The organism is Kribbella sp. NBC_00482, from assembly GCF_036013725.1.
Lineage (GTDB): Bacteria > Actinomycetota > Actinomycetes > Propionibacteriales > Kribbellaceae > Kribbella.
Window position 1 is genome coordinate 8123754 of the sequence record NZ_CP107881.1, and the last position, 20186, is coordinate 8143939.

Sequence of the window (20186 nt, forward strand, 5' to 3'; positions counted from 1 at the left end):
GATGAGCACTTCGAGGTCGTCGTGGTCGGCGGAGGCCAAGCCGGACTGGTGATCGGATTCTTTCTGGCACAGCAAGCTCGTCGGTTTCTCATCCTCGAGGCCGCCGACTCGGTGGGTGCGGCGTGGCGGGATCGGTGGGATTCCCTCACCCTGTTCACACCGCGCCGGTTCGACGCGCTACCAGGACTGAGCTTCCCGGGAGATCCGGACAGCTACCCGACGCGTGACGAGGTCGTCTCGTACCTGAAGGCATATGCGGAGACCTATCAGCTCCCGATAGTTCTCGACGGGGAGGTCCGGTCGCTTACCCCGGCCGAAGCCGGCTTTCGCATCGAGTACAACGGCGGAAGAGTGACAGCCGACCAGGTCGTCGTGGCCACCGGTCCGTTCCAGCAGCCGACAACGCCTGATCTAGCTGGTCAGCTCTCACCTGCGATCTTCCAGTGCCACAGCACCGGCTACCGGCGACCTGCGGACATCCCAGCAGGCACGGTCCTGGTTGTCGGTGGAGGCAACACCGGATTCCAGATCGCGGCGGAGCTCAGCGGCACGCACTCGGTCCATCTATCTGTCGGCTCGCGACAGACGCCGCTCCCGCAACGGATTGGGAGGCGCGACCTGTTCTGGTGGCTCACCAAGACACGTTTGCTCAATGTGACAGTGGAATCACGGCTCGGGCGGCGTATGCAAGGACGGGAGACCCTTGTCGGCTCGAGCCCGAGGCGACTCCGGCGTCTCGGAGTTGAGCTGCATCCCAGGGCAGTCGATGCGAAGAACGATGTCGTCCAGTTTGCTGACGGCATCCAACTCAAGGTCGATGCCGTCATATGGGCCACCGGATACCAATCCGGGTATGCCTGGATCAATGCGCCGGTTCTCGATGCCGGAGGGCGGGTCCGCCACCACAGAGGGGTAACCGACCTGCCGGGGCTCTACTTCCTCGGCCTCTCCTGGCAACACACGCGCGGCTCAGCATTGCTCGGCTGGGTGAAACACGACGCCGAGTACATCGCGACACAGGTCCGGATCCTGGCCGACGCCCGAGAGACGCGACCAGATGCGTCCGAGCGCGACCGCCTGAACCCCAGAGAACCCCAGGAGACCGATCATGCCGAACCACAGTGATCACACCGAATCCGAGAGTCGCGGCAACTTCCCGACCGATGTACGTGGCCTTCCTGCGTCCCAACCGTCCGAGCTTGTCTCCCTGGCGGGCGGCGAGGAGTTCGACCTGCGAATCGCCCCGATAGCGAAGCAGTTGGGCGAAGCAACGGTACGCATGCTTGCCTACAACGGATCGGTTCCCGGGCCCACCATGCGGGTCCTGCAGGGTTCCGAGGTGATCATCAACGTGACCAACGATGCTGACACCGAGGCCACCGTGCATTGGCACGGGTTACGGTTGAAGAACGCCTACGACGGAACGCACGAAACCCAGACACCCATGCAGGTCGGTCAAAGCTTCATCTATCGGCTGCAATTCCAGGACCCCGGCCTCTACTGGTATCACCCGCACATTCGCGAGGACTACGGCCAGGAGATGGGGCTCTACGGCAACATTGTCGTCGTCCCTTCGGATCCCGACTATTGGCCCCCGGTGAACCGGGAGGAGTTGCTCACCCTGGACGACGTGCTGGTCGAGGATGGTCAGATCGCTTCGTTCAGCCGCGCCGAGACGACGTACGTAGCGATGGGGCGGTTCGGCAACACGATGCTGGTCGGCGGTGACATAGCCACTGCGTTGTCAGCCGGCCTCGGGGACGTGGTGCGCTTCTACTTCACCAACACCGCCAACACACGGGTGTTCAACGTCGGCTTTGACAGAGCACGGATGAAGCTCGTGGGTGGTGACAGCGGCAGGTTCGAACGCGAGGTCTTAGTAGATGAGGTAACGCTAGCGCCGTCGGAGCGGATCGTCGTCGACGTCTTGTTCGACCAGCCTGGGGTGGCGACCCTCGTACATCGTCATCCAGGACGCACGTATCCCTTGGCAACCTGCACCGTTGATGAAACCCAGGCCGTGCCGGATCTGAGCAACCAGTTCACAGCGCTTCGCGTCAACGCTGATATGACGGCCGAACGGGATCGCCTGGATCGATACCGCGATCACGCGCCGGACAAGACACTGGCATTCGTCGCTGAGATGAACATGGGCGTGCCCGACGGCGCGGTCCTCTACTCCTGCCCCATGCACCCCGAGGTAGTGAGTGACTCTGCCGACCGCTGCCCCCAATGCGGCATGAAGCTTATTGCGTCGCAACTTCTGGGACAGCCCCAAGAACACGGCGGCGGCGAAGACATCCCCCACCAGCACCACGGGGACGCCGGCGGTCACAGCCCTGAGCAGACCACAGGAATTGAATGGGAAGACGACATGGTCGACGTCAACCGGCTCACCACGCCGGCCAACATGAGCTGGAAGCTCGTCGACCGGGGCACGGAGCGCGCGAACCACGCGATCGACTGGCGCTTCAAGGTTGGTGATCAGGTGCAGATCCGGCTGGTGAACGAGATGGATTCCGACCACCCGATGCATCACCCGTTCCACATCCACGGCGCGGGCCGCTTCCTTGTCATGAGCCGCAACGACGCGGTCGAATCGAATCTTGTCTGGAAAGACACGGTTCTCGTACGGACGGGCGAGTCGGTCGACATCCTTCTCGACGTGACCAACCCCGGTCGGTGGATGGCCCACTGTCACATCGCCGAACACCACGAGGGCGGAATGATGTTCAGCTTCACCGTCGATCCCTGATGCACTCACCTAACCGCAGGTTGCGGTCATGGCGGCCATCAAGGTGGCGGCCCTGTCATGCCAGAGCCCTCGCCACTGTTGAAAGTCCGCAAGGTACCGGACCAATTGCCAGGTGTGCTGGTCGAAATCCCGGTCTGCGGCGCGACTGATCGCCGCGAGCAGATTCGGGTACTCGATGTTGCACCACTCGAGGGCCTGTGCGCGGTCCTTGAAACGTGCCGGCCGCCCCGATACTGCCGGTGTGGTCGCGTCACGTGTCGGCTCGATCAGGATGGCCGCTGCGTGCGCGGTGCGCAGGTAGTAGTCAAGGACCCGTCGCAACGCCTCGTCTCGACAAACAGCGCTGTCGAGTTGCTGCGTCAGTTCGGCGGCATAGGCACGAAGTAAGTCGTGCATCACGTATCGGCCCAGGCTGTGCTCGGCCAGCAGATGCGCTGTTACCAGTTCGTTGAGCTGGGATTTCGCGGACTGCCCCGCGAGATCCGTGACAGCATCGACGGACACATCAGGACCAGGATGGATGGCGAGCAGTCTGAACAGCCGCGCCGCCGGTTGGCTGAGGGTGCGATATGACCACGAGAAGACAGCGCGGATGTCGGTGGCCGCGTCCGCAGTGGCCAATTCATCGAGGGCTGCTTGCAATTGGTGAGCGAACATCGCCAGGGGCAGTTGAGGCCGCGCCGCTGCACGCGCCGCGGCCAGCGCCAACGCCAGCGGCAACCGTGCGCAACGTTCGACGATTTCCCTCGCGGCACCAGGTTCAGCCGCCACGCGAGCACTTCCCAAGCGTCGGCACAACAGATCATCGGCCTCCTCGGCCGAGAACAGATCCAGTTGCAGCGCGCGTGCGCCGTCCGCGACAAGGCCCACCAACTCGTCTCGGCTGGTCACGAGGACTGCGCTGCTCGGACTGCCGGGGAGGAGCGGACGCACCTGCTCTGCAGCGCCCGCGTTGTCAACGACAACGAGCATTCTCCGACCGTCCATCACAGACCGATAGAGGCCGGCTCGGCCGTCCATATCCGGTGGGATGTCGCCGTCCTTGATGCCGAGAGCGCGTAACAACAGGACTAGCGCGTCTCCGGGACTCACCGGACGGCGGTGATCGTAGCCACGGAGATTGACCCAGAGCTGGCCATCAGGAAACTGATCGGCCATCCGACGAGACCAGCGCAGAGCAAGCACCGTCTTACCAACACCAGCGGTGCCACTGATCACCACGACGCTCGCCGACTGGTCGTGATCGCCGACGAGTTCGTCGAGCCGCGCGATCTCTGTCGATCGACCGCTGAACGCCGCCAGTTCCGCAGGCAATTGTCTTGGTACTGCGGGCGCCGTACCCGATCCCGGCACATATCCCAGAACGGTCAGGTGCAGCTGCCGCAGGCAGTCATCCGGCTCGATGCCCAGCTCTTCGGCCAGGTGCCGCCGAGCGTTGTGGTAAGTCATCAGGGCGTCGGCCCGCCGCCCACTGCGATGCAGTGCGGTCATCAGCTGTGCCCAGAAGCGTTCCCGAAGAGCGAACCTCGTGGTGAGGTCCATGAGTTCGCTGATGATCTCGACGTGCCTGCCGAGCCGAAGGTCCAGATCGAGCCGCCGTTCGAGTGCAGCGAGTCGCTCGTCCTGCAGACGAGGCACAACTTCGTCGCGCAGCAGATCGGACGGGACGTTGATCAACGGCTCGCCACGCCAGAGAGTGAGCGCCTGGCGCAGTACAGCTGACTCACGGGCCGGATCAGACCGAACGGCCGCCTCGTCCGCCTCTCGCAGCAAGGCCCGGAAGCGCCCCAAGTCCGTGTGGCCGGGCGAAATGTCCAACATGTAGCCGTCCGAAGTGGTGACGATCACCGGTCCGCGCTGCAGGAGCGTACGCAGCCGCGCGACACATACCTGAACCGCACGACGTGGATTCTCTGGCTGCCCCTCACCCCAGATAGCTGTGGACAGCCTCCCGGTTGGCACCGCGCGGCCGGAGTGCACCAGCAGAGTAGCGAGCAGAATCCTCAGCTTGGGCGAACCGATCTCGATCGGAGTACCCGTCTGGTGAACCTCAAGCGGACCAAGCAGACCAAACGCAAATGCGTCGGCCAGTCTCTCTTCAGCCGGAACCGCAGGCTTATGGCGTGGAGCCATCTGGGCCGCGAGAGGCGTGGCTGTCGCGGGGACGAGGTGTGGGTGAGTTACTTGACGGGACATGACAGACTCCCCCACCGATAGATGATAATTTTGCTGCATGATGCAGTCCGACTGAGGGCGTGCGGTAACTCTACTGCAGTTAAGTCACCCAAAGAAGGAACTCATGCAGTGATCAGCTGAGCACAACTAGTAGTCTCTAGCGAAAAATTATTCCCTCCCGGAGCAGGTGAAGGGCACTTGTCGAATCGTGCAGCGCCGCCGAGCGGCATCATCGAACTGATCCGCAGCCTGCAGGACGCGATGCCTGAGGCCCAGCAATCTGTGGCGGAACTCGTGCTCCGCGACGCCGCAGCCGTGGCCAGCATGACCATCCTCGAACTCGCCGAGCAGTGCGGCGTTTCCACGGGGACGGTTACGCGGTTCTGCCGAACTGTGGGGTTCGCCGGCTACGCACCGCTGAGGATCGCGCTCGCGTCGGACAGCGGGCGAGCCGCCCAAAGCACTTTGGCAGCGAACATCGGCGCCGATGTGGCCGAGAGCGACAGCCTTGTGCAGGTCGCGAGCGTGATTTCCGCCAATATCGCTCACGTCGTCACCGAGGCAATCGCCAATCTCGACCTGGCCGACGTCGATCACGCCGCAGCGTTGCTGACTACGGCCCGCCGGGTCGTGATCTACGGGGTCGGCGGTAGTGGAGCCACAGCTTCGGAGTTTCAGCAACGGCTTCACAGGATCGGTGTGTCGGCATGGGCACATAACGACGTCCACGTGGCGCTGACGAGTGCAGCGCTGATGGAACCAGGCGACGTGATCGTCGCAATCTCCCACAGCGGGCAGACACGCGAGGTCTGCGACGTGATCACGGAAGCGACGTCGCACAGGGCGACCGCTATAGCCATCACGAGCGACCTGGGATCAGCGGTAGCGCGGCGAGCCGAACTGGTGCTGGCGACCGGAGTAAATCAGGTTGGGTTCCGCACAGAATCGATCCTGGCGCGGCACGCACAGCTCGCGGTGCTGGACCTTCTGTATGTAGCCGTCTTGCAGAGGACGCTCATCCAGACGAAGAAAGCTATGGCAGTAACGGCACAGGCCGTGCAGCCATACAAGCTCGCGCGATGAAGGCCGCCGGAGAAATGGAATCGCGTGATCTGCCGACGGTGACCACAGTCCAGTTCGGGCTCGAGGTCGAACACCGTCCGTCCGCGTCGCCGTACATCGAGCGCGTCTGGCGCAGTCGCAGCCAGGATGTCGCCCAGATGCTGTCCGTTGCCACGCCGCGGTTGGGGCTTGCGTTCTGCTATCGACGAGGCGAGTTCATCGCGGCTGTCACCGGCCCGGAGTTGATTGCCAGCATGGTCGAACTGCCGGCGGAGGCGACGTTCTTCGGGATCGATTTCACTCTCGGCACGTTCCTGCCGCACCTGTCGGCAGCCAGGCTCCTAGATCGTCAGGTCCTGGTCCCCGATGTCTCCGACCGGTCCTTCTATTTGGCCGGAAGTCATTGGGCCCACCCGAACTTCGACACTGCCGAAATCTTCGTCCAGCGACTCGTGCGAGAGGAAATCGTCAGCCGCGATCGACTGATCGCCGACCTCGCCAAGGGTGCCACGCCGGAACTGTCGGCGCGCACGGTGCAACGACGGTTCCTGGCGTCCACCGGCGTCACCCATGGAGCGGCCCGGCAGATGGACCGCGCCCGGACGGCCGCGGTACTGCTGCGCGACGGAGCCTCGCCGGCGGACGTGATAGCCGAGCTCGGCTTCCACGACAACCCACATCTGCATCGGTCGCTGCGGCGATTCATCGGCCGGACCACAAGCGACTTGCGCACCGGAACAAGGCAGCCGCTGTCGCTTCTGTACACGACATGACGGCGGCAGTGGATCTACTCTGCGTGCGGGAAACCCAGATCCGTCCAGCACGCGACCCGGAGGAGGAACTCGAATTGAGCGGAGGTGAGTCCGAGACGCGCCATCTGACTCGCTGATCGTCAATTCGAGCCCAGTCTCCGGCGGACGTGAAGATCACCCGCAGGAGCTGGGAAGACGCGGCCGCCTTCGTCAAGGCGAGGCCACGCGCTTTGGCGTGCGCTGACCCCGGTGGCCGGGTCGGCCAATGGCACGGGGACAATGTCGACGTGCCAATCGACTCGGATCCGGTGGTGGACCACAGCGGCGCGAACTTGGCGCTGGACATCTTCGTGTTGGACCAGCGCCTCGGCGCCCTGTTGGACGTGGTCTTGCGCGGGACCGGGGTCTCCTCGGCGCAGTTCGCTGTCTACAGCCAGATCAGTCGTGGCATCAAGTCACCTAAAGAACTTCTTGCCGTGCTCGGGCTGCGGCCGGCGACACTCAGCGGATACCTGAGTTCGATGGAGCGCCGGGGTGATCTGAACCGATCTCGAGAGGCAAGCGACCGTCGAGAGCATCGACTCGCGCTGACGCGGCAAGGGCGCGCCACCTATGCACGGTGTCTCGAGCGATTTCGCATAGCAGTGCAGGCGATGACCAGCGAGCTAGGTGGGATCGACGAGATCAACGCACTGAGATCCGCGCTAGGCAAGATCGACGCGGCGATCCAGCGCGCCCAGAACACTCTCCCAAATGAATCTCAATGACATGGGCTGTGTGTCGACGGCTACGGCCTCTCACGAAGGCGGTCGTCCGGACAGTGGGTTGGTATCGATGTACCTGATCTCGTACAGACGCTCGGTGAACTTCCATCCGTCCGCGGTGCGTGCGTAGCGATCGTGGTAGACCGCATGATTCAACAGGCACTTGCCGTCCCGGAACTGCCCGAACTCCTCGATGTAGGCGCGGCCTGTGGCAGTGTCGCCGTCGAGCGAAATGGTTCCAGGGTGCACGTTCTGCACGAAGAATTCCCACATACCTTCCCTGAGTCGCTCGATCCCCTCGCGGATCTCGGCCCGACTCGCTAGGACGACGTCAATATGGGGCATTCGCCACGCACCGTCCTCAGCGAACAAGGACGCGAACCGATCCCAGTCGCGCATCATGGACGAGTCGGTGAAGTCGACGCTGAGAGCCTGGATCTCGAACGTGTCGACCACCCGTTGCACGTCGGTCATCTGGAGTCACTCCTCAGTCGTATTCGTAGCTGACCTGAATAGGTGAGCTCCTCCTAGAACCGGACGACCATTCGTTTCTTGACTCGGATCCTATGCAACCATCTGCTCCCTTCAGATCGGTTTCACGCATCTCGAGGCGACACACGAACGCCCCAGCGCCGCACACGGCAGCACTCACCGATTTCGGCACGCCTGCGAGGTCGACCGATCCATATCGGCTGCTCGATCTGTCACCTTCGCTCAGGCCCGGGACACATCGGTGAGTCGCTAGGCTTGCTGCACCGACCAGTTCAAGGAAAGGTGCCAAGTGTCCCGCACTCCACGACAACTGCTCGCTGCGTTTCAGCAGGCAATGCTCGACTTCTCTGCTGACGACCTCGCCAACCTCTTCACTCACGATGCCGTCTACGAATTCCCCTTCCTGGCGCCACAGCGCAGCGCGGATCACCTCGATGGCCGAGAGGCGATCCGGGCCGACTTTTCTCGTGTCTGGGGCTCATTGCCGGCACCGCCCGTGACCGGATTCCGCGATGTCAGGATCTATGACACTACCGATCCTGACACCGTGATCGCCGAGCTGGAGTTCGATGTCGTGGACCACCTGAGCGGCACCCGTTTCACCTCCAGATCCGTGCTGATCCTGCGCAGTCAGGACGGCGACATTCACCACCTTCGCGACTACTCCGACGTACTCCGCGTCAGCAAAGGTCTCGGTCGGCTACCCCAACTGTTCGACAGTCTCAGCCGCACCTGATCCGTGCGTTCCGCGGCAGCGGATCAGGTGCGGCTGATGAACTTCGTGGCGGTATGGGTCAGCGCGGGATCGCGATGCCGGCGTCGAACCACTGCGCGGTGTTGAGCGGGTCCTCGGGGAGAGTGAGGGCTTCGGCGATCTTGCGAAGTTGGGCCTTGTCCGCGTTGCCGCCGAGGACGCGGACAGTGATCGCGACGCCGTTACGCTCCATCCGGAGGCCGTTGTCCGGGGCCGGCTTTTCGAGCGGCTTGCCCTTGGTCTGCACGGTCTCTGTTCCGTCGGCGGTGTACCACGCGTTCCAGCCGTGGATCTTCAGGTCGACGGGGTCATACTTTTCCATCCGGGTCTTCGAGTTCCAGAACTTGTCGGTGCTGTACGCGATCTCGAGGTCCTCGCCCGGCAGCGGTTGCGGTCCCCAGAGACTTCCGTACTTCGCTGCCTTCGCTTGTGGATGGTCACGGTCTCCACTCCATTCCTGCCTGGGCTTCGCCCCTGTCGCCGGATTGCCGTCGGTGAAGACGACGCTGAACGAATGGCCGTCACCGGAGAAGTTCGCTGTCTTGTCCAGCACCCGCAGCGTCCGCAGTCCGTTCGGCACGTAGCCGACCTTGAACGGCGCGGACAGGCGTTGCGGCGTTGCCTTGATCGTCTTCGCGAATGCGACGGCCGTGTCACTGTCGGAGTCCGAGGGTGCGTCGATCGTCGGTACCTCGCGGGTTCCGAGCTCCTGCTGCCGCTGGCAGCTGAGCAGTGCCCAGATCCCCTTCGCGGGCTGCCAGGCAACCGTCGTCACCGGGCGAACCGGGCTGCCTGACGACATCGCGTACCCGACCGGGAGCGGCACGATCGGCTCACCGTTCGGCATCGTGACGAGCCGCCCGGCCAGGCCGTCGAGATCGATCCGCGGGCTGTCGGCCGGGATCTTCCCCGGATCGAAGTCGCCGTTGCGGTGCAGGGTGAGCAGACACCAGCGGGCCCAGGGACTGCCGACTCCGGCCAGCTGGTAGACCTGCCGGTTGGCCTCGTAGGCACGGGGGTTGACGATCATCCCGGCCGGTGCGGTCACCGTGACCCAGTTGCGCCAGGAGACCGCGGCCTGTTCACCGGCCGGCTGTGCGGAGGTGTCTCGCAAGTGGTCCACCAGGATCGGTCCGCCGATCGCGGCGGCCGCGGTGGCCATCACGGTGGCAAGGACCAGCGGCGTACGGCGGTGCCGCGGACGTACAGCGTGTTCATCGTCGAGGGCCGGGGTGAAGTCAGGCGCCTTCGCCGCGATGCGTTCGAGCGCGTTCCGGAGATCTTCCTCAGTGCGCATTGATCACTCCGTTGGGTGCAGTGGTTGCTGGGGAAGAGGGTCCGAGCTCGATCCGCAACGTGGCGAGTGCCCGGGAGGCGTACGCACGGACCGTGTTCGGCGAGCAGCCGAGCACGTCCGCGATCTCTGCGTCGGTGAGGCCGCAGTAGTACCGCAGCGCGATCACCGACCGCTGCCGGCGCGGCAGCTTGGCCAGCTCGGCGACCATCTCGTCCTGGTCGGCGAGCCGGGTCGCGTGGTCGGGCTGCAACTGGTCGGCCTGACCCCAGATCTCCGGGCGTGGCACGAACCGGGACCACTTCCGGCGCCAGGACAGGTACTCGTTGACCACCATCCGGCGCAGGTACGAGTCAGGCCGGTCGGCCCGCTGGATCCGGTCCCAGTGCCGGTGTGCCTTGATCACGGTGTCCTGGACGAGATCCTCCGCCAGGTGACCGGACCCGCACAGCACGGTCGCGAACCGCACCAGGTCCGGCACGCCTTGTCGCGTCCATTCCTCGAAGGTCACCTCGACTCCCTCCTCAGACCGGTTCAGTCACCGGCCTTCTCAGCAAAGACAGCAATACCTCCCGATCTGATGCGCCGATCCATCGATTTTCTTCCCGGACCGCAGAATCAGGTGAATCCCACCTCGAGTGAGGCGGACCACCGGGCCTCGTACGGCGGCGACAGCTGTGCGGGACTAACCCGCGTCGGCCGGGCTCAGAGTTTCTGGGTGAGGTTGAGCAAGTTGCCGTCCGGGTCGGTGATGTGAGCGACCCGGTGGCCCCAAGGCATGTCTTTGGCCTGGCCACGCACCTTCCCGCCCGCGGGCTTCACCCGCGGGAGCAGGTCGTCGACGTTCTCGACGAACACGGCCACGACGGCCTGTCCTGGCGCCGCCTCGGCTCCCCGCTTGGTGGCGACCAGGGTCAGGGTGGCGTCGCCGAACCGGAGTGTCACGAAGAACGGCCCCTTCCTACCCGGCACACGAAGGTCCTCCTCGGCTCCGAACAACTCGGCGTAGAAGGAGCTCAACCGCTCGATGTCGTTGGTGCTCAGGATCGGCTGGACAGCGAACGCACTCGACTGAGTACGCATACCCGTCTCACCCGCTTCCGTTGTACTCATATCCGTCTCCGTTTCGCTGCGATTCTGCTCAGCTCAGGGCGATGTGCTGGTGGTCCAGCAGGATGCGGCCGTCGTCGTCCAGTGCGAAAACGTCATAGCCACGTCCGGCGACGGTCCCGTCAGCGAGGCTGACCATCTCCCATGCCAACCCGATGAGACCGGGCGCCATGAGGAGCACGGCATCGGCATCGCCTGTCGCCTTGAACGTGTATTCGCCGGGTTCGATGAACATCGCGTATGCCTGCGCCACGCGACGATCGATCTCAGCATGGCCGCGCACCTCGAAACGAGGCACAGGGAATGCCAACGCCGTGGCCGCGTCCCGCACCTCCTGCGGCGGGTCCACCAGCACCTGCGCACCGTCGACGGCCCACAGGTCGGCGACCTGCCTGGACCGCGCTTGCCGGTCGGCTTCGGTCCATAGCGCGAACCACCGCGCGGTGAAGTCGGCCAGAGCCTGTCGCTCGAGTTGCGTCATAGGTCCTCCTAAGGTTGATGAGTTGACTTACGCCTGGGTAGAACGAGGCCTCAGCCCGGACCGTTGGGATGAGTGAGGTCGTAGGCGCGGGAGAGCTTCTTCGGGACGACCATGCGCCAAGCGTCGACGACCAGCTCGCGAGCCTCGATCGGGTCCAGTACCGCGAGCTCGGCGTTGACCCAGTTGAACCGCACCTCCGACGCCGATGGCATCTGGAACTTGTGCGGCTGGCTCGCGACGAGGGCCGCCCGCTCCTCCTTCGGGAACGCGAAGCCCATCACGCTCTCGTCGAGGGAGAACCCCACATAGACGATCTGCCCGACGCGGAACCTCAACTTGCCGCGTACATATACCTGGTAAGAGCGGTCCAACCCGGCGCCCAGCGCCCGAACGTCTTCGATCACCGCCATGCTCGGAACTCCTTAGTCGTAAGGCGGAGCGGGCCTCCTGTCCGCACGCCGTCCAGTTTGGCCTCAAGCTGTTCGTCTATCCGCGGCTGAGGTGCACGTCTGGTGGTCTCATGCTCACGAGTGGGCGATCACGACCTTGCCGAAGGGCCGGGCGGACTCGTAGTAGCGGTAGGCGTCGATGGCCTCGTCGAAGCGGAACACGCGGCCGATCACCGGTTCGATCGCATTGACCTCGATCGCACGTGTCATCGCCTCGAAGTGGGCGCGGGTCCCCACCGCGACCGTGCGTATGTCTGCTCCGGACAGCCACAGCAGGCGCGGGTCGAGGCTCGGCAGGCCGGCGCCGCCGTCGGACAGCAGGCCGACGAATGCGATCTCGCCATTCGGAGCGGTTGCATGCACCGATTGCTCGAGCTGGCCCGCGACCTCGATGACATGGTCGACGCCGCCGTCGGTCAGCTCGCGCACGAGCTCGTGCCAGTTGGGCGTTGCGCGGTAGTCGATCGCCTCGTCGGCACCGAGCGCTCGCAGCCGCCCGGCCTTCTCACTGCTGCCGGCCGTCGCGATCACGCGAGCTCCGAACGCCTTCGCAAGCTGGATCGCAAACAACGAGACGCCGCCCGAACCGAGTGTCAAGACCGTCTCGCCGGCCCGGAGCCCACGCCCACCGTTCAGCGCGTGCCACGCGGTGACTCCGGCGCATGGCAGCGTCGCTGCCTGCTCGTACGACAGGCAGTCAGGAATCCTCACCAGCGCGTTCGCGTCGAGCAGCGCGTATTCGGTCAACATGCCGTCGAGCGAGCCGCCGAGCTGGTCCGCGACGTCGGTAGTCAACCGGCCGTCGATCCAGCGCGGAAAGACCGCGGCCGCGACGCGATCGCCGACGGAGACCCGGCTGACACCCTCCCCGATCGCCGCCACCTCGCCCGCGCCGTCCGATATCGGGACGACGTCGTCTTTGATCGGCAACGGGTACCAGCCACGCAAGATCATCAGCTCGCGATAGCTGAGGGAACTCGCCCACACGCGGACGAGGGCCTGGCCGGGCCCGGGTTGGGGAACGTCGTGCTCACGAACGGTCAGTCCGCCGATGCCGCCGCCGAGATTGGCGTGATAGCTGCGCACGTCAACCCACCTTGGCCTGTGACCACGGGATCCAGGCCAAGGACATCGGGCGCTCGTCTGTTCGGCTCATGGATCCACGGTCGCCGCGGCACAGGTACGCCGTCCAACACCTATGGGCCGCCCATCAACACACTGGCCGAGTTAATCCCCGAACAGATCTGTCATCTCCGGCTCCGGCAGCCAGGTCCCGTCCGGCAGCAGGAGCCAATCGCCGGCGTTGCCGAGCTGGTCGATCGCACGGTGCAGGGCGGTCAGGCCCGGGTGGTCGAGGTCTGATCGCCAGATCATGCTCCAGGGGTACGCCGCGACCGGATCGACCAGCGGCCGTACCACCGCACCAGCGAACTCGTGCTGGGTACTCAGCGTCAGGATCGGCGCGTTGCGGTGCTGCAGGTGCCGCTCGACCTCGTCCTGGTCCCGGACCCGCGGATGGGCCAACGCCGGGTCCGCGTCGTACCAGCTGAGCAATTGCAGGACTGCGTCCTCCCAGTCCGCCGACACGTGCGTCCCGGCCCGCCAGCACACCTGCGCGTCCTGAAGGTCTTCCAGTGGGACTTCGGGGAGCGCGGCCAGCGGGTGCGTGTCCGGCAGCAGCACCGCCAGCGACTCGAACCGGACCACTCGGTGCTCCAGCCCGGGCGTGTACGTCCAGCGCCCGAACGTCACGTCCAGCCGTCGGCTCTGCAGCAGCGGCAGCGCCTCGTCCAGACCACTGTGGAACTCGGCGAAGAACTCGACCTCGCCGTCTTGCCGCGCGGTCTCCAGCACCTCGGCCGGGGTCAGCCCTTGCCCGACCACGTCGACCACGAGCGCCGTCTTGTCCGCGCCCCGCAGCTCGCGCACCGTCCGGTCGTGCAGCTCCAGCAGCTCCCGCGCCCTCGTCAGCAGCAACTCCCCCGCCGGCGTCAGCGCCACCCGCCGCGTCGACCGCTCGAACAGCGGCACCCCGACCCGATCCTCCAGCCGGCGAATGTCGCGACTCAGCGCCTGCTGCGCGACATACAACCGCGCCGCCGCCCGCGTGAAGTGCAACTCCTCCGCCACGACCACGAAGTACCGCAACCCTCGCACCTCAAGCTCCACCGCCACGCCCCCTTTGTACCCGACCCGACACCACCCTCGTGGATATCGGCAGCACCGCGCGGCGATGACAGGCACAGGACACCCCGGATATCACCCAGCGCGATCCCCGGACAAGACCGAAGGAGATCGTCGACGCCGGCGCGCAGGAGGGAAGCGGTGGCTGACGCGACTTGCGCGGCGGCTGACGGACCGGTCACGGACCAGGGCGGAAATCAGCCCGAAGCTTGAGCCTCCCGACCCGGGCCCCGGGCTGCTCTAGCTGGGGATCCAGGAGCGGCGGAAGCCCTTGCGGACAAGGCTATTTGAGCTCGGTGGAGGTCTTGCCGAGTAGGCGGCGGGCGACGATTAGTTGCTGGATTTGTTGGGTGCCTTCGAAGATGTCGAGGATTTTGCTGTCTCGGGACCACTTTTCCAGGAGGTGGTGTTCGGAGTAGCCGAGGGGGCCGGTCAGTTCTACGCAGCGGAGGGTTATGTCGTTGGCGGTGCGGCCGGCTTTGGCTTTGGCCATGGAGGCTTGGAGGGAGTTGGGTTGGCCGTTGTCGGCCATCCAGGCGGCCTGGAGGGTGAGGAGGTAGGCGGCTTCCCAGTCGGCTTCCATGGCCAGGTACGTCGCGGCCGCGGCGGACTGCAGGTGGACGGGGCGGTCGTAGTCGATCTGTACGCCGGCCTCGGACAGCAGCTCCCGGGTGAGTTCGAGTGACGCGCGGGCGCAGCCGACCGCCATCGCGGCGACCAGGGGGCGGGTGTTGTCGAAGGTCTGCATGACGCCCGCGAAGCCCTTGTCGGTGTCGATGTCCGCGGAGCCGAGGAGGTTCTCCACCGGGACGCGGCAGTTCTCGAAGCGGATCGTCGCGGTGTCGGAGGCGCGGATGCCGAGCTTGTGCTCCAGACGTTCGACGGTCATGCCGGGCGTGTCCTTCATGACCACGAACGACTTGATCGCGGCCCGGCCGAGCGACTTGTCGAGGGTCGCCCAGACGACGACCGCGTCGCAGCGGCCGCCGGCGGTGACGAAGATCTTCTCGCCGTCCAGCACGTAGGCGTCGCCGTCGAGCCGCGCGGTGGTCTGGATGCTGGCCGAGTCCGAGCCGCATCCCGGCTCCGTGATCGCCATCGCGGCCCACACACCGTCGAAGCGCTGCAGCTGCTCGTCCGACGCGACGGACGCAATCGCCGAGTTGCCGAGGCCCTGGCGCGGCATCGACAGCAGCAGCCCGACGTCACCCCAGCACATCTCCATGATCGACAGCACCGACGACAGGTTCGACCCGTTCACGACGCCGTCCTCGGTGGCAGCGGTACGCCGTACACCGGACGCGCCCGCGCCGGAACCGGTGCCTGAGGCACCTAATCCGTCGACCATCGCGGCGAGCATGTCCAGCTCGACCGGGTACTCGTGCTCGGCCAGGTCGTACCGGCGCGAGTTCGGCCGCAGCATCTCGGCCGCGACCTGGTGCGCCTGGTTGACGAAGGCCCTGAACTTGCGAGGGGTTTCGAGGTTGATCATCAGACCAGCACCGCGCCTTCCATCACACCGATTGCCCGTAAGTCGCGGTACCACCGCTCGACCGGATGTTCCTTCACGAACCCGTGCCCGCCGAGCAGCTGTACGCCGTCGGTCCCGATCTGCATGCCCTTCTCGGCACACAACCGCCGCGCCAAAGCCGCCTCCCGGGCGAACGGGAGGCCCTGTGAGGCACGCGATCCGGCCCGGTACGTCACCAGCTTCATGCCCTCGAGCTCGATCCCGATGTTCGCGACCATGAACGCCACCGACTGCCGATGGCTGATCGGCTCGCCGAAGGCCGTGCGTTCGTTGACGTACGGCGTGACGTAGTCGAGCACCGCCCGCGCCGTACCCAACGCCAGCGCGCACCACCCCAGCCGCGACAACCGCACGCACTCGGCGTAGTCCTCCACCGACCCGAGCGGGACAGCCGGGACGTCAGCGAGAATCACGCGGCTCAACGATGCCGCCCGCAACCCCATGGACGGCTCGGCCTCGATCGTGACGCCCGGATGGTCCGGCTCGACGACGAACAACCGCGGCCCTGCGTCGGTCTGCGCGCCGATCACGAACAGCTCCGCCTCGGCGGCCCGCGGCACCAGCGACTTCACGCCGTTCAGCAATCCGCCGGTGAACCGCGTCTGCGGCTCGAAGGGATCGAACAACGGCCGCGGCTCGAGCAGCGCGAGCGCCGCCGCCGGCACCGACTCGCCGGTGAAGGCCGGGAGGTACGTCGCCTGCTGCGTCTCGTCGCCCCACAGCGAGATCGCCGTACTCACCGCGGATGGCGCCAAACATGCGACAGCCTGACCCATATCGCCGTGGGAGAGCGCTTCCGCAACGAGTACGCCGGTCATCGCGGAACGCTCGGTGACGATGCCGCCGAGCTCCTCCGGGACCTCGATCAGGCTCAGTCCGAGCTCGGCCGACGACTCCAGGACCTTGGGCTCCGTCGTGCACGCGGTGTCCGCGGCGGCGGCAGCGGGACGCAGTACGTCAGCGGCGAACGAGCGGACGACGTCGACCATCATCTGCTGGTCCTCGGTCGGCGTCAGGTCGAACCGCCCGGTCCCCTTCGCGGCGGGCAGCCGGGACGGCGCGGCCAGCTTCGACGCCGCCGAGAAACGCCGGGAGAGCGCTCCCGCCGTCCGGAAACCGGTCTTGGTCGCCTCGAACACCGCCCGCTCGGCCGGCTTCCGCAGCCCGAGCCGGTCGATCCCCCGCCACTGGGCCAGCCGGTTCAGCAGGGCGACCCCGACGCCGATCGCGTCCCGCCGCCCACGCGTCCGCTCCTGAATGCTCATACCGCTACTGTAAACCGAAGTTACAACCCAGGTCACGCTTTCTCGTTGGTAGCCTGACGCACCCAGACTCAGAAGGAGTGCAGCGGTGGCGGTCAGCATGTCCGACGTGGCACGGCACGCGGGCGTCTCGCAGCGGACCGTCTCGAACGTGGTGAACAACTACGTCCACGTCTCCCCCGCGACCCGGGCGCGCGTCCAGGCCAGCCTCGACGCGCTCGGCTACCGCCCGAACACGGCCGCCCGGCGGCTGCGCACCGGCCGGACCGGCACCGTGACGCTGGCCGTCCCGACGTTCCGCGAGCGGTACTTCGCAGACCTCGCCGAGGCGGTCGTTTCCGCCGCGAGAGAGCGCTCTACGACCGTTCTCGTCGAGACCACCGGCGGCCGCCACGAGACCGAACTCGAACTGCTCCGCGGCGGCGGCGAGATCCTCACCGACGGCGTGATCATGAGCGCGGTCTCCCTCGGCCGCACCGATCAGCGCAGCACGCACCCGGTGGTCCTGATCGGCGACCGCGAGCCGGGCAGCGCGATCGACCACGTCGCCATCAAGAACCGCGAGGCCGCGCAGGCGGCCGTTTCCCATCTCCTCGACACCGGGTGCCGGCGGATCCTGCTGCTCGGCGCGAACCACGGGCCCAGGCGGTCGTATCAGCTGCGCAGGCAGGGCTACCAGGCGGCGTTGAAGAAGTACGGGACCGAACCCGATCCGGAACTGGTGGTCGAGTGCGACTGGACGACCGCGGCGGCCGCCGACGCCGTCACCGCGTTGCTCGCCGAGAGAGCGCTCCCCGACGGGATCTTTGCGATGAACGATTCCGCCGCGCTCGGTGCCCTCCGCGCGCTGGTCCGCGCCGGAATCGACGTACCGGGCAAGGTCTCGGTGATCGGCTTCGACGACATCGTCGAGGCAGGCCTGTCCACGCCGTCACTCAGCACGGTCGCACCGCTGCTCGACGACATCGCGAGCATGGCGCTCGACCTGCTCGAGGAACAACTGGACGAGGATCACGTCCCGCAGCACCGGATGGCCGGCTACGAGCTCCGCGTCCGGGAGAGTACCGGCCGCTGACAGAACACTCAGCGGCAACCCCTTGTGGGCAGGATTTGCTACGTAGTAAATTCCGGCAGCATGACGCGTACCGCCCTCGCCCCCAGGTTCACCGGAGCCGGAGACATCGAGTTCGCGGACCACGAGTACCCGGACCCCGGACCCGGCCAGCTCCTCCTCGCCGTCCAGGCCAACGCCCTCTGCGGCACCGACCGCCACCAGTACTACGACGGCTCGTCCGTCGTCCCCGGACACGAAGCCGCCGGCACCGTCCTGCAGGCCGGCGAAGGCACCACCACACCCGTCGGCACCCGCGGCGCCGTCTTCCTGATGGACTTCTGCGGCGAGTGCCGCAGCTGCAGGTACGACGCGACCAACCAGTGCTTCGCCAAGCGCGCCGACATGGGCTTCACCCATGACGGCGGCTACGGCCCCTACGAACTGGTGCACGAGTCCAACTTCTTCCCGATCACCGACAACATCGAGATCGGCAACGCGACGATGCTGCTCGACGTGATGGGCACCAGCAGTCACGCCCTCGGCCGCGCGGCGCTGGTCCGGCAGGACGTCGAGAGCGTGTACGTAGCCGGCGCTGGACCGATCGGGCTCGGCCTGACGGTGATGAGCAAGCTCAAGTACGGCGCCGACGTACCGGTCTACATCTCCGACTTCTCCCGCTGGCGGCTCGACTTCGCCGAATCGTTCGGTGCGATCCCGCTCCTGGCCGACGACCTCGCACAGGCCGGAAACCCCGATCTCGCCTTCGACGCGTCAGGCAAGGAATCCGCCCGCCGCGCGGCCCTCGACATCATCAGTCAACGCGGCGCCCTGATCTGCGTCGGCCACGGGGAATCGGTCACGCTCGACGTGTCCCGCGACCTGATCAGCCCCGAGCACGCCGTCCTCGGCAGCGAGTACTTCCGGTACGACGAGATGCCGGGCAACCTCGAGCTCCTCCAGGAACACCAGGAGCTCATCGGACGCGTGATCAGCCACCGCTTCCCAGTCGCCGACATCGCCGAGGCGTTCCGCCTGTTCATGGCCGGTGAAACAGGCAAGGTCGTCGTCACGCAAGACGGTGCCGCATGAGGGTCGCGGTGGTCGGCGCCGGCGGCTGGGGCGAGCACCACGCGCGCATCTTCTCCCGGCGCGAGGACACCGAACTCGTGGCGGTCTGCGGCCGCACCCCGGCGCGGACCCAGGCGCGGGCCGAGAGGTACGGCGCGACGCCGTACACCGATCTCGACGAGATGCTGCGCACCGAGCACCCGGAGCTCATCACGGTCTGCCTGCCGAACGAGGACCACTACGACGTCACGCTGAAGCTCGTGCGTACCGGCGTACCGCTGCTGGTCGAGAAACCCCTCGTCTTCGACCTCGCCGAGGCGGACACGCTGCTGGACCAAGCCGGCGACCACTTCTTCGCGATCAACTTCAACCACCGGTACGCCGAACCGGTGCAACGCGCGAAGGCCCTCATCGACGCAGGCGAACTGGGTGACCTGATCTTCGCGACCTGGCGCTTCGGCGGCGAAGCGAACCATGGCAGGTCCCCGCACGCCAACCTGATCGAGACCCAGTGCCACGGCTTCGACATGCTCGAGCACCTCGTCGGCCCGATCTCCGCGGTCTCCGCGCACCTGACCGACAAGACGTACGGCGCGTTCAGCACGCTCGCGCTCGCACTCGACTTCGAGAACCGCGCGGTCGGCACCATGCTCGGCACGTACGACTCGTCGTACGCCTACCCCGATACCCAACGCATCGAGATCAACGGCACGAAGGGTCGCCTCGTCATCCACGACACCGTCCGTGCGCTGACGTTCTCCAAGGCCGGCGACCCGGTCGAGCAGCGCTGGCATTCGACGTACTTCGACGACGAGACCCGCAACTTCGCGGGCACCTTCGACCGCCACGTCGACGCGCTCCTCACCGCACTCCGCGCCGGCGACCAACCACCCGTCCACGCCCGCGCCGGCCGACGGGCCCTCGCACTCGCCCACGCCACCATCGAATCCCACGAGACCAGTCGACGGGTCAGCATCACCTGACGAAAGTACGATCCGT

At 66.0% G+C, this 20186-nt stretch carries 20 protein-coding genes; 9 read left to right on the forward strand and 11 right to left on the reverse strand.

The features are described 5' to 3' along the window. Nucleotides 1-21: 21 nt before the first annotated feature. Nucleotides 22-1125: a flavin-containing monooxygenase gene (locus tag OHB24_RS39095; RefSeq protein WP_327641159.1), complete on the forward strand. Its 1104-nt coding sequence runs from the start codon at nucleotides 22-24 to the stop codon at nucleotides 1123-1125. Beyond that, the gene (locus tag OHB24_RS39100) at nucleotides 1109-2755 is read left to right on the forward strand and encodes a multicopper oxidase family protein (RefSeq protein WP_327635994.1); all 1647 of its coding nucleotides are present in this window, start codon (nucleotides 1109-1111) and stop codon (nucleotides 2753-2755) included. Before OHB24_RS39095 ends, OHB24_RS39100 begins: the two co-directional genes overlap by 17 nt. 9 nt (nucleotides 2756-2764) lie before the next feature. Here OHB24_RS39100 and OHB24_RS39105 read toward each other — a convergent pair whose 3' ends face one another. Then, a complete protein-coding gene (locus OHB24_RS39105) occupies nucleotides 2765-4990 on the reverse strand; it encodes an AfsR/SARP family transcriptional regulator (RefSeq protein ID WP_327635995.1) in 2226 nt (741 codons plus the stop codon). Between the two features lie 138 nt (nucleotides 4991-5128). Here OHB24_RS39105 and OHB24_RS39110 point away from each other — a divergent pair, with 138 nt between their 5' ends. From OHB24_RS39110 to OHB24_RS39120, 3 genes are all read left to right on the forward strand, one after another. Further along, entirely contained in the window at nucleotides 5129-6013 is an 885-nt protein-coding gene (locus OHB24_RS39110; protein ID WP_327635996.1) for a MurR/RpiR family transcriptional regulator, read from the forward strand. Further along, on the forward strand, nucleotides 6010-6765 hold the full coding sequence (locus OHB24_RS39115; RefSeq protein WP_327635997.1) for an AraC family transcriptional regulator: 756 nt from the start codon (nucleotides 6010-6012) through the stop codon (nucleotides 6763-6765). The genes OHB24_RS39110 and OHB24_RS39115 overlap by 4 nt, the downstream gene beginning before the upstream one ends. 146 nt (nucleotides 6766-6911) lie before the next feature. Continuing rightward, complete coding sequence (locus OHB24_RS39120; RefSeq protein ID WP_327635998.1) at nucleotides 6912-7511, forward strand: MarR family winged helix-turn-helix transcriptional regulator; 600 nt, start codon at nucleotides 6912-6914, stop codon at nucleotides 7509-7511. 30 nt (nucleotides 7512-7541) lie between these two features. On the opposite strand, the gene OHB24_RS39125 is transcribed toward OHB24_RS39120, so the two are convergent. Further along, on the reverse strand, nucleotides 7542-7982 hold the full coding sequence (locus OHB24_RS39125; protein ID WP_327635999.1) for a nuclear transport factor 2 family protein: 441 nt from the start codon (nucleotides 7980-7982) through the stop codon (nucleotides 7542-7544). A 307-nt stretch (nucleotides 7983-8289) separates the two neighbouring features. On the opposite strand from OHB24_RS39125, the gene OHB24_RS39130 reads away from it, so the two are divergent. Next, on the forward strand, nucleotides 8290-8736 hold the full coding sequence (locus tag OHB24_RS39130) for a nuclear transport factor 2 family protein (protein WP_327636000.1): 447 nt from the start codon (nucleotides 8290-8292) through the stop codon (nucleotides 8734-8736). 58 nt (nucleotides 8737-8794) lie between these two features. Here the strand turns inward: OHB24_RS39130 and OHB24_RS39135 are convergent, their stop codons facing one another. The 9 genes from OHB24_RS39135 to OHB24_RS39175 form a co-directional block, all read right to left on the reverse strand. Then, nucleotides 8795-10051 (reverse strand): hypothetical protein, encoded by a 1257-nt coding sequence (locus OHB24_RS39135; RefSeq protein ID WP_327636001.1) that lies wholly within the window; start codon nucleotides 10049-10051, stop codon nucleotides 8795-8797. Continuing rightward, complete coding sequence (locus tag OHB24_RS39140; RefSeq protein ID WP_327636002.1) at nucleotides 10041-10559, reverse strand: SigE family RNA polymerase sigma factor; 519 nt, start codon at nucleotides 10557-10559, stop codon at nucleotides 10041-10043. The genes OHB24_RS39135 and OHB24_RS39140 overlap by 11 nt, the downstream gene beginning before the upstream one ends. Nucleotides 10560-10753: 194 nt before the next feature. Next, a complete protein-coding gene (locus OHB24_RS39145; RefSeq protein ID WP_327636003.1) occupies nucleotides 10754-11161 on the reverse strand; it encodes a VOC family protein in 408 nt (135 codons plus the stop codon). A gap of 28 nt (nucleotides 11162-11189) precedes the next feature. Beyond that, the gene (locus OHB24_RS39150; RefSeq protein ID WP_327636004.1) at nucleotides 11190-11639 is read right to left on the reverse strand and encodes a hypothetical protein; all 450 of its coding nucleotides are present in this window, start codon (nucleotides 11637-11639) and stop codon (nucleotides 11190-11192) included. A gap of 50 nt (nucleotides 11640-11689) precedes the next feature. After that, nucleotides 11690-12049, reverse strand: coding sequence for an MmcQ/YjbR family DNA-binding protein (locus tag OHB24_RS39155; protein ID WP_327636005.1), 360 nt, complete (start codon nucleotides 12047-12049; stop codon nucleotides 11690-11692). Between the two features lie 114 nt (nucleotides 12050-12163). Then, nucleotides 12164-13174 (reverse strand): zinc-dependent alcohol dehydrogenase family protein, encoded by a 1011-nt coding sequence (locus OHB24_RS39160; RefSeq protein ID WP_327636006.1) that lies wholly within the window; start codon nucleotides 13172-13174, stop codon nucleotides 12164-12166. A 141-nt stretch (nucleotides 13175-13315) separates the two neighbouring features. Continuing rightward, a complete protein-coding gene (locus OHB24_RS39165) occupies nucleotides 13316-14263 on the reverse strand; it encodes a LysR family transcriptional regulator (protein ID WP_327636007.1) in 948 nt (315 codons plus the stop codon). A gap of 292 nt (nucleotides 14264-14555) precedes the next feature. Further along, the gene (locus OHB24_RS39170; protein ID WP_327636008.1) at nucleotides 14556-15764 is read right to left on the reverse strand and encodes an acyl-CoA dehydrogenase family protein; all 1209 of its coding nucleotides are present in this window, start codon (nucleotides 15762-15764) and stop codon (nucleotides 14556-14558) included. Continuing rightward, nucleotides 15764-17068 carry an acyl-CoA dehydrogenase family protein gene (locus OHB24_RS39175; RefSeq protein ID WP_327636009.1) on the reverse strand — a complete coding sequence of 435 codons (1305 nt, stop codon included), beginning with the start codon at nucleotides 17066-17068 and terminating at the stop codon, nucleotides 15764-15766. Before OHB24_RS39175 ends, OHB24_RS39170 begins: the two co-directional genes overlap by 1 nt. An 85-nt stretch (nucleotides 17069-17153) precedes the next feature. Between OHB24_RS39175 and OHB24_RS39180 the strand changes: the two genes are divergently transcribed. The 3 genes from OHB24_RS39180 to OHB24_RS39190 are packed head-to-tail and all read left to right on the forward strand — an operon-like array spanning nucleotide 17154 to nucleotide 20170. After that, nucleotides 17154-18140: a LacI family DNA-binding transcriptional regulator gene (locus tag OHB24_RS39180; RefSeq protein WP_327636010.1), complete on the forward strand. Its 987-nt coding sequence runs from the start codon at nucleotides 17154-17156 to the stop codon at nucleotides 18138-18140. A gap of 60 nt (nucleotides 18141-18200) precedes the next feature. Then, nucleotides 18201-19208 (forward strand): alcohol dehydrogenase catalytic domain-containing protein, encoded by a 1008-nt coding sequence (locus tag OHB24_RS39185; RefSeq protein ID WP_327636011.1) that lies wholly within the window; start codon nucleotides 18201-18203, stop codon nucleotides 19206-19208. Beyond that, nucleotides 19205-20170 (forward strand): Gfo/Idh/MocA family protein, encoded by a 966-nt coding sequence (locus OHB24_RS39190; protein ID WP_327636012.1) that lies wholly within the window; start codon nucleotides 19205-19207, stop codon nucleotides 20168-20170. The genes OHB24_RS39185 and OHB24_RS39190 overlap by 4 nt, the downstream gene beginning before the upstream one ends. Nucleotides 20171-20186: the final 16 nt, after the last annotated feature.

What these genes read in the sequence shown, in the direction of transcription:
- OHB24_RS39175 (WP_327636009.1), bottom strand. Translation starts at nt 17,068, where the DNA reads ATGAGCATTCAGGAGCGGACGCGTGGGCGGCGGGACGCGATCGGCGTC.
- OHB24_RS39190 (WP_327636012.1), top strand. Translation starts at nt 19,205, where the DNA reads ATGAGGGTCGCGGTGGTCGGCGCCGGCGGCTGGGGCGAGCACCACGCG.
- OHB24_RS39185 (WP_327636011.1), top strand. Translation starts at nt 18,201, where the DNA reads ATGACGCGTACCGCCCTCGCCCCCAGGTTCACCGGAGCCGGAGACATC.
- OHB24_RS39125 (WP_327635999.1), bottom strand. Translation starts at nt 7,982, where the DNA reads ATGACCGACGTGCAACGGGTGGTCGACACGTTCGAGATCCAGGCTCTC.
- OHB24_RS39170 (WP_327636008.1), bottom strand. Translation starts at nt 15,764, where the DNA reads ATGATCAACCTCGAAACCCCTCGCAAGTTCAGGGCCTTCGTCAACCAG.
- OHB24_RS39105 (WP_327635995.1), bottom strand. Translation starts at nt 4,990, where the DNA reads ATGCAGCAAAATTATCATCTATCGGTGGGGGAGTCTGTCATGTCCCGT.
- OHB24_RS39100 (WP_327635994.1), top strand. Translation starts at nt 1,109, where the DNA reads ATGCCGAACCACAGTGATCACACCGAATCCGAGAGTCGCGGCAACTTC.
- OHB24_RS39135 (WP_327636001.1), bottom strand. Translation starts at nt 10,051, where the DNA reads ATGCGCACTGAGGAAGATCTCCGGAACGCGCTCGAACGCATCGCGGCG.
- OHB24_RS39150 (WP_327636004.1), bottom strand. Translation starts at nt 11,639, where the DNA reads ATGACGCAACTCGAGCGACAGGCTCTGGCCGACTTCACCGCGCGGTGG.
- OHB24_RS39115 (WP_327635997.1), top strand. Translation starts at nt 6,010, where the DNA reads ATGAAGGCCGCCGGAGAAATGGAATCGCGTGATCTGCCGACGGTGACC.
- OHB24_RS39155 (WP_327636005.1), bottom strand. Translation starts at nt 12,049, where the DNA reads ATGGCGGTGATCGAAGACGTTCGGGCGCTGGGCGCCGGGTTGGACCGC.
- OHB24_RS39145 (WP_327636003.1), bottom strand. Translation starts at nt 11,161, where the DNA reads ATGAGTACAACGGAAGCGGGTGAGACGGGTATGCGTACTCAGTCGAGT.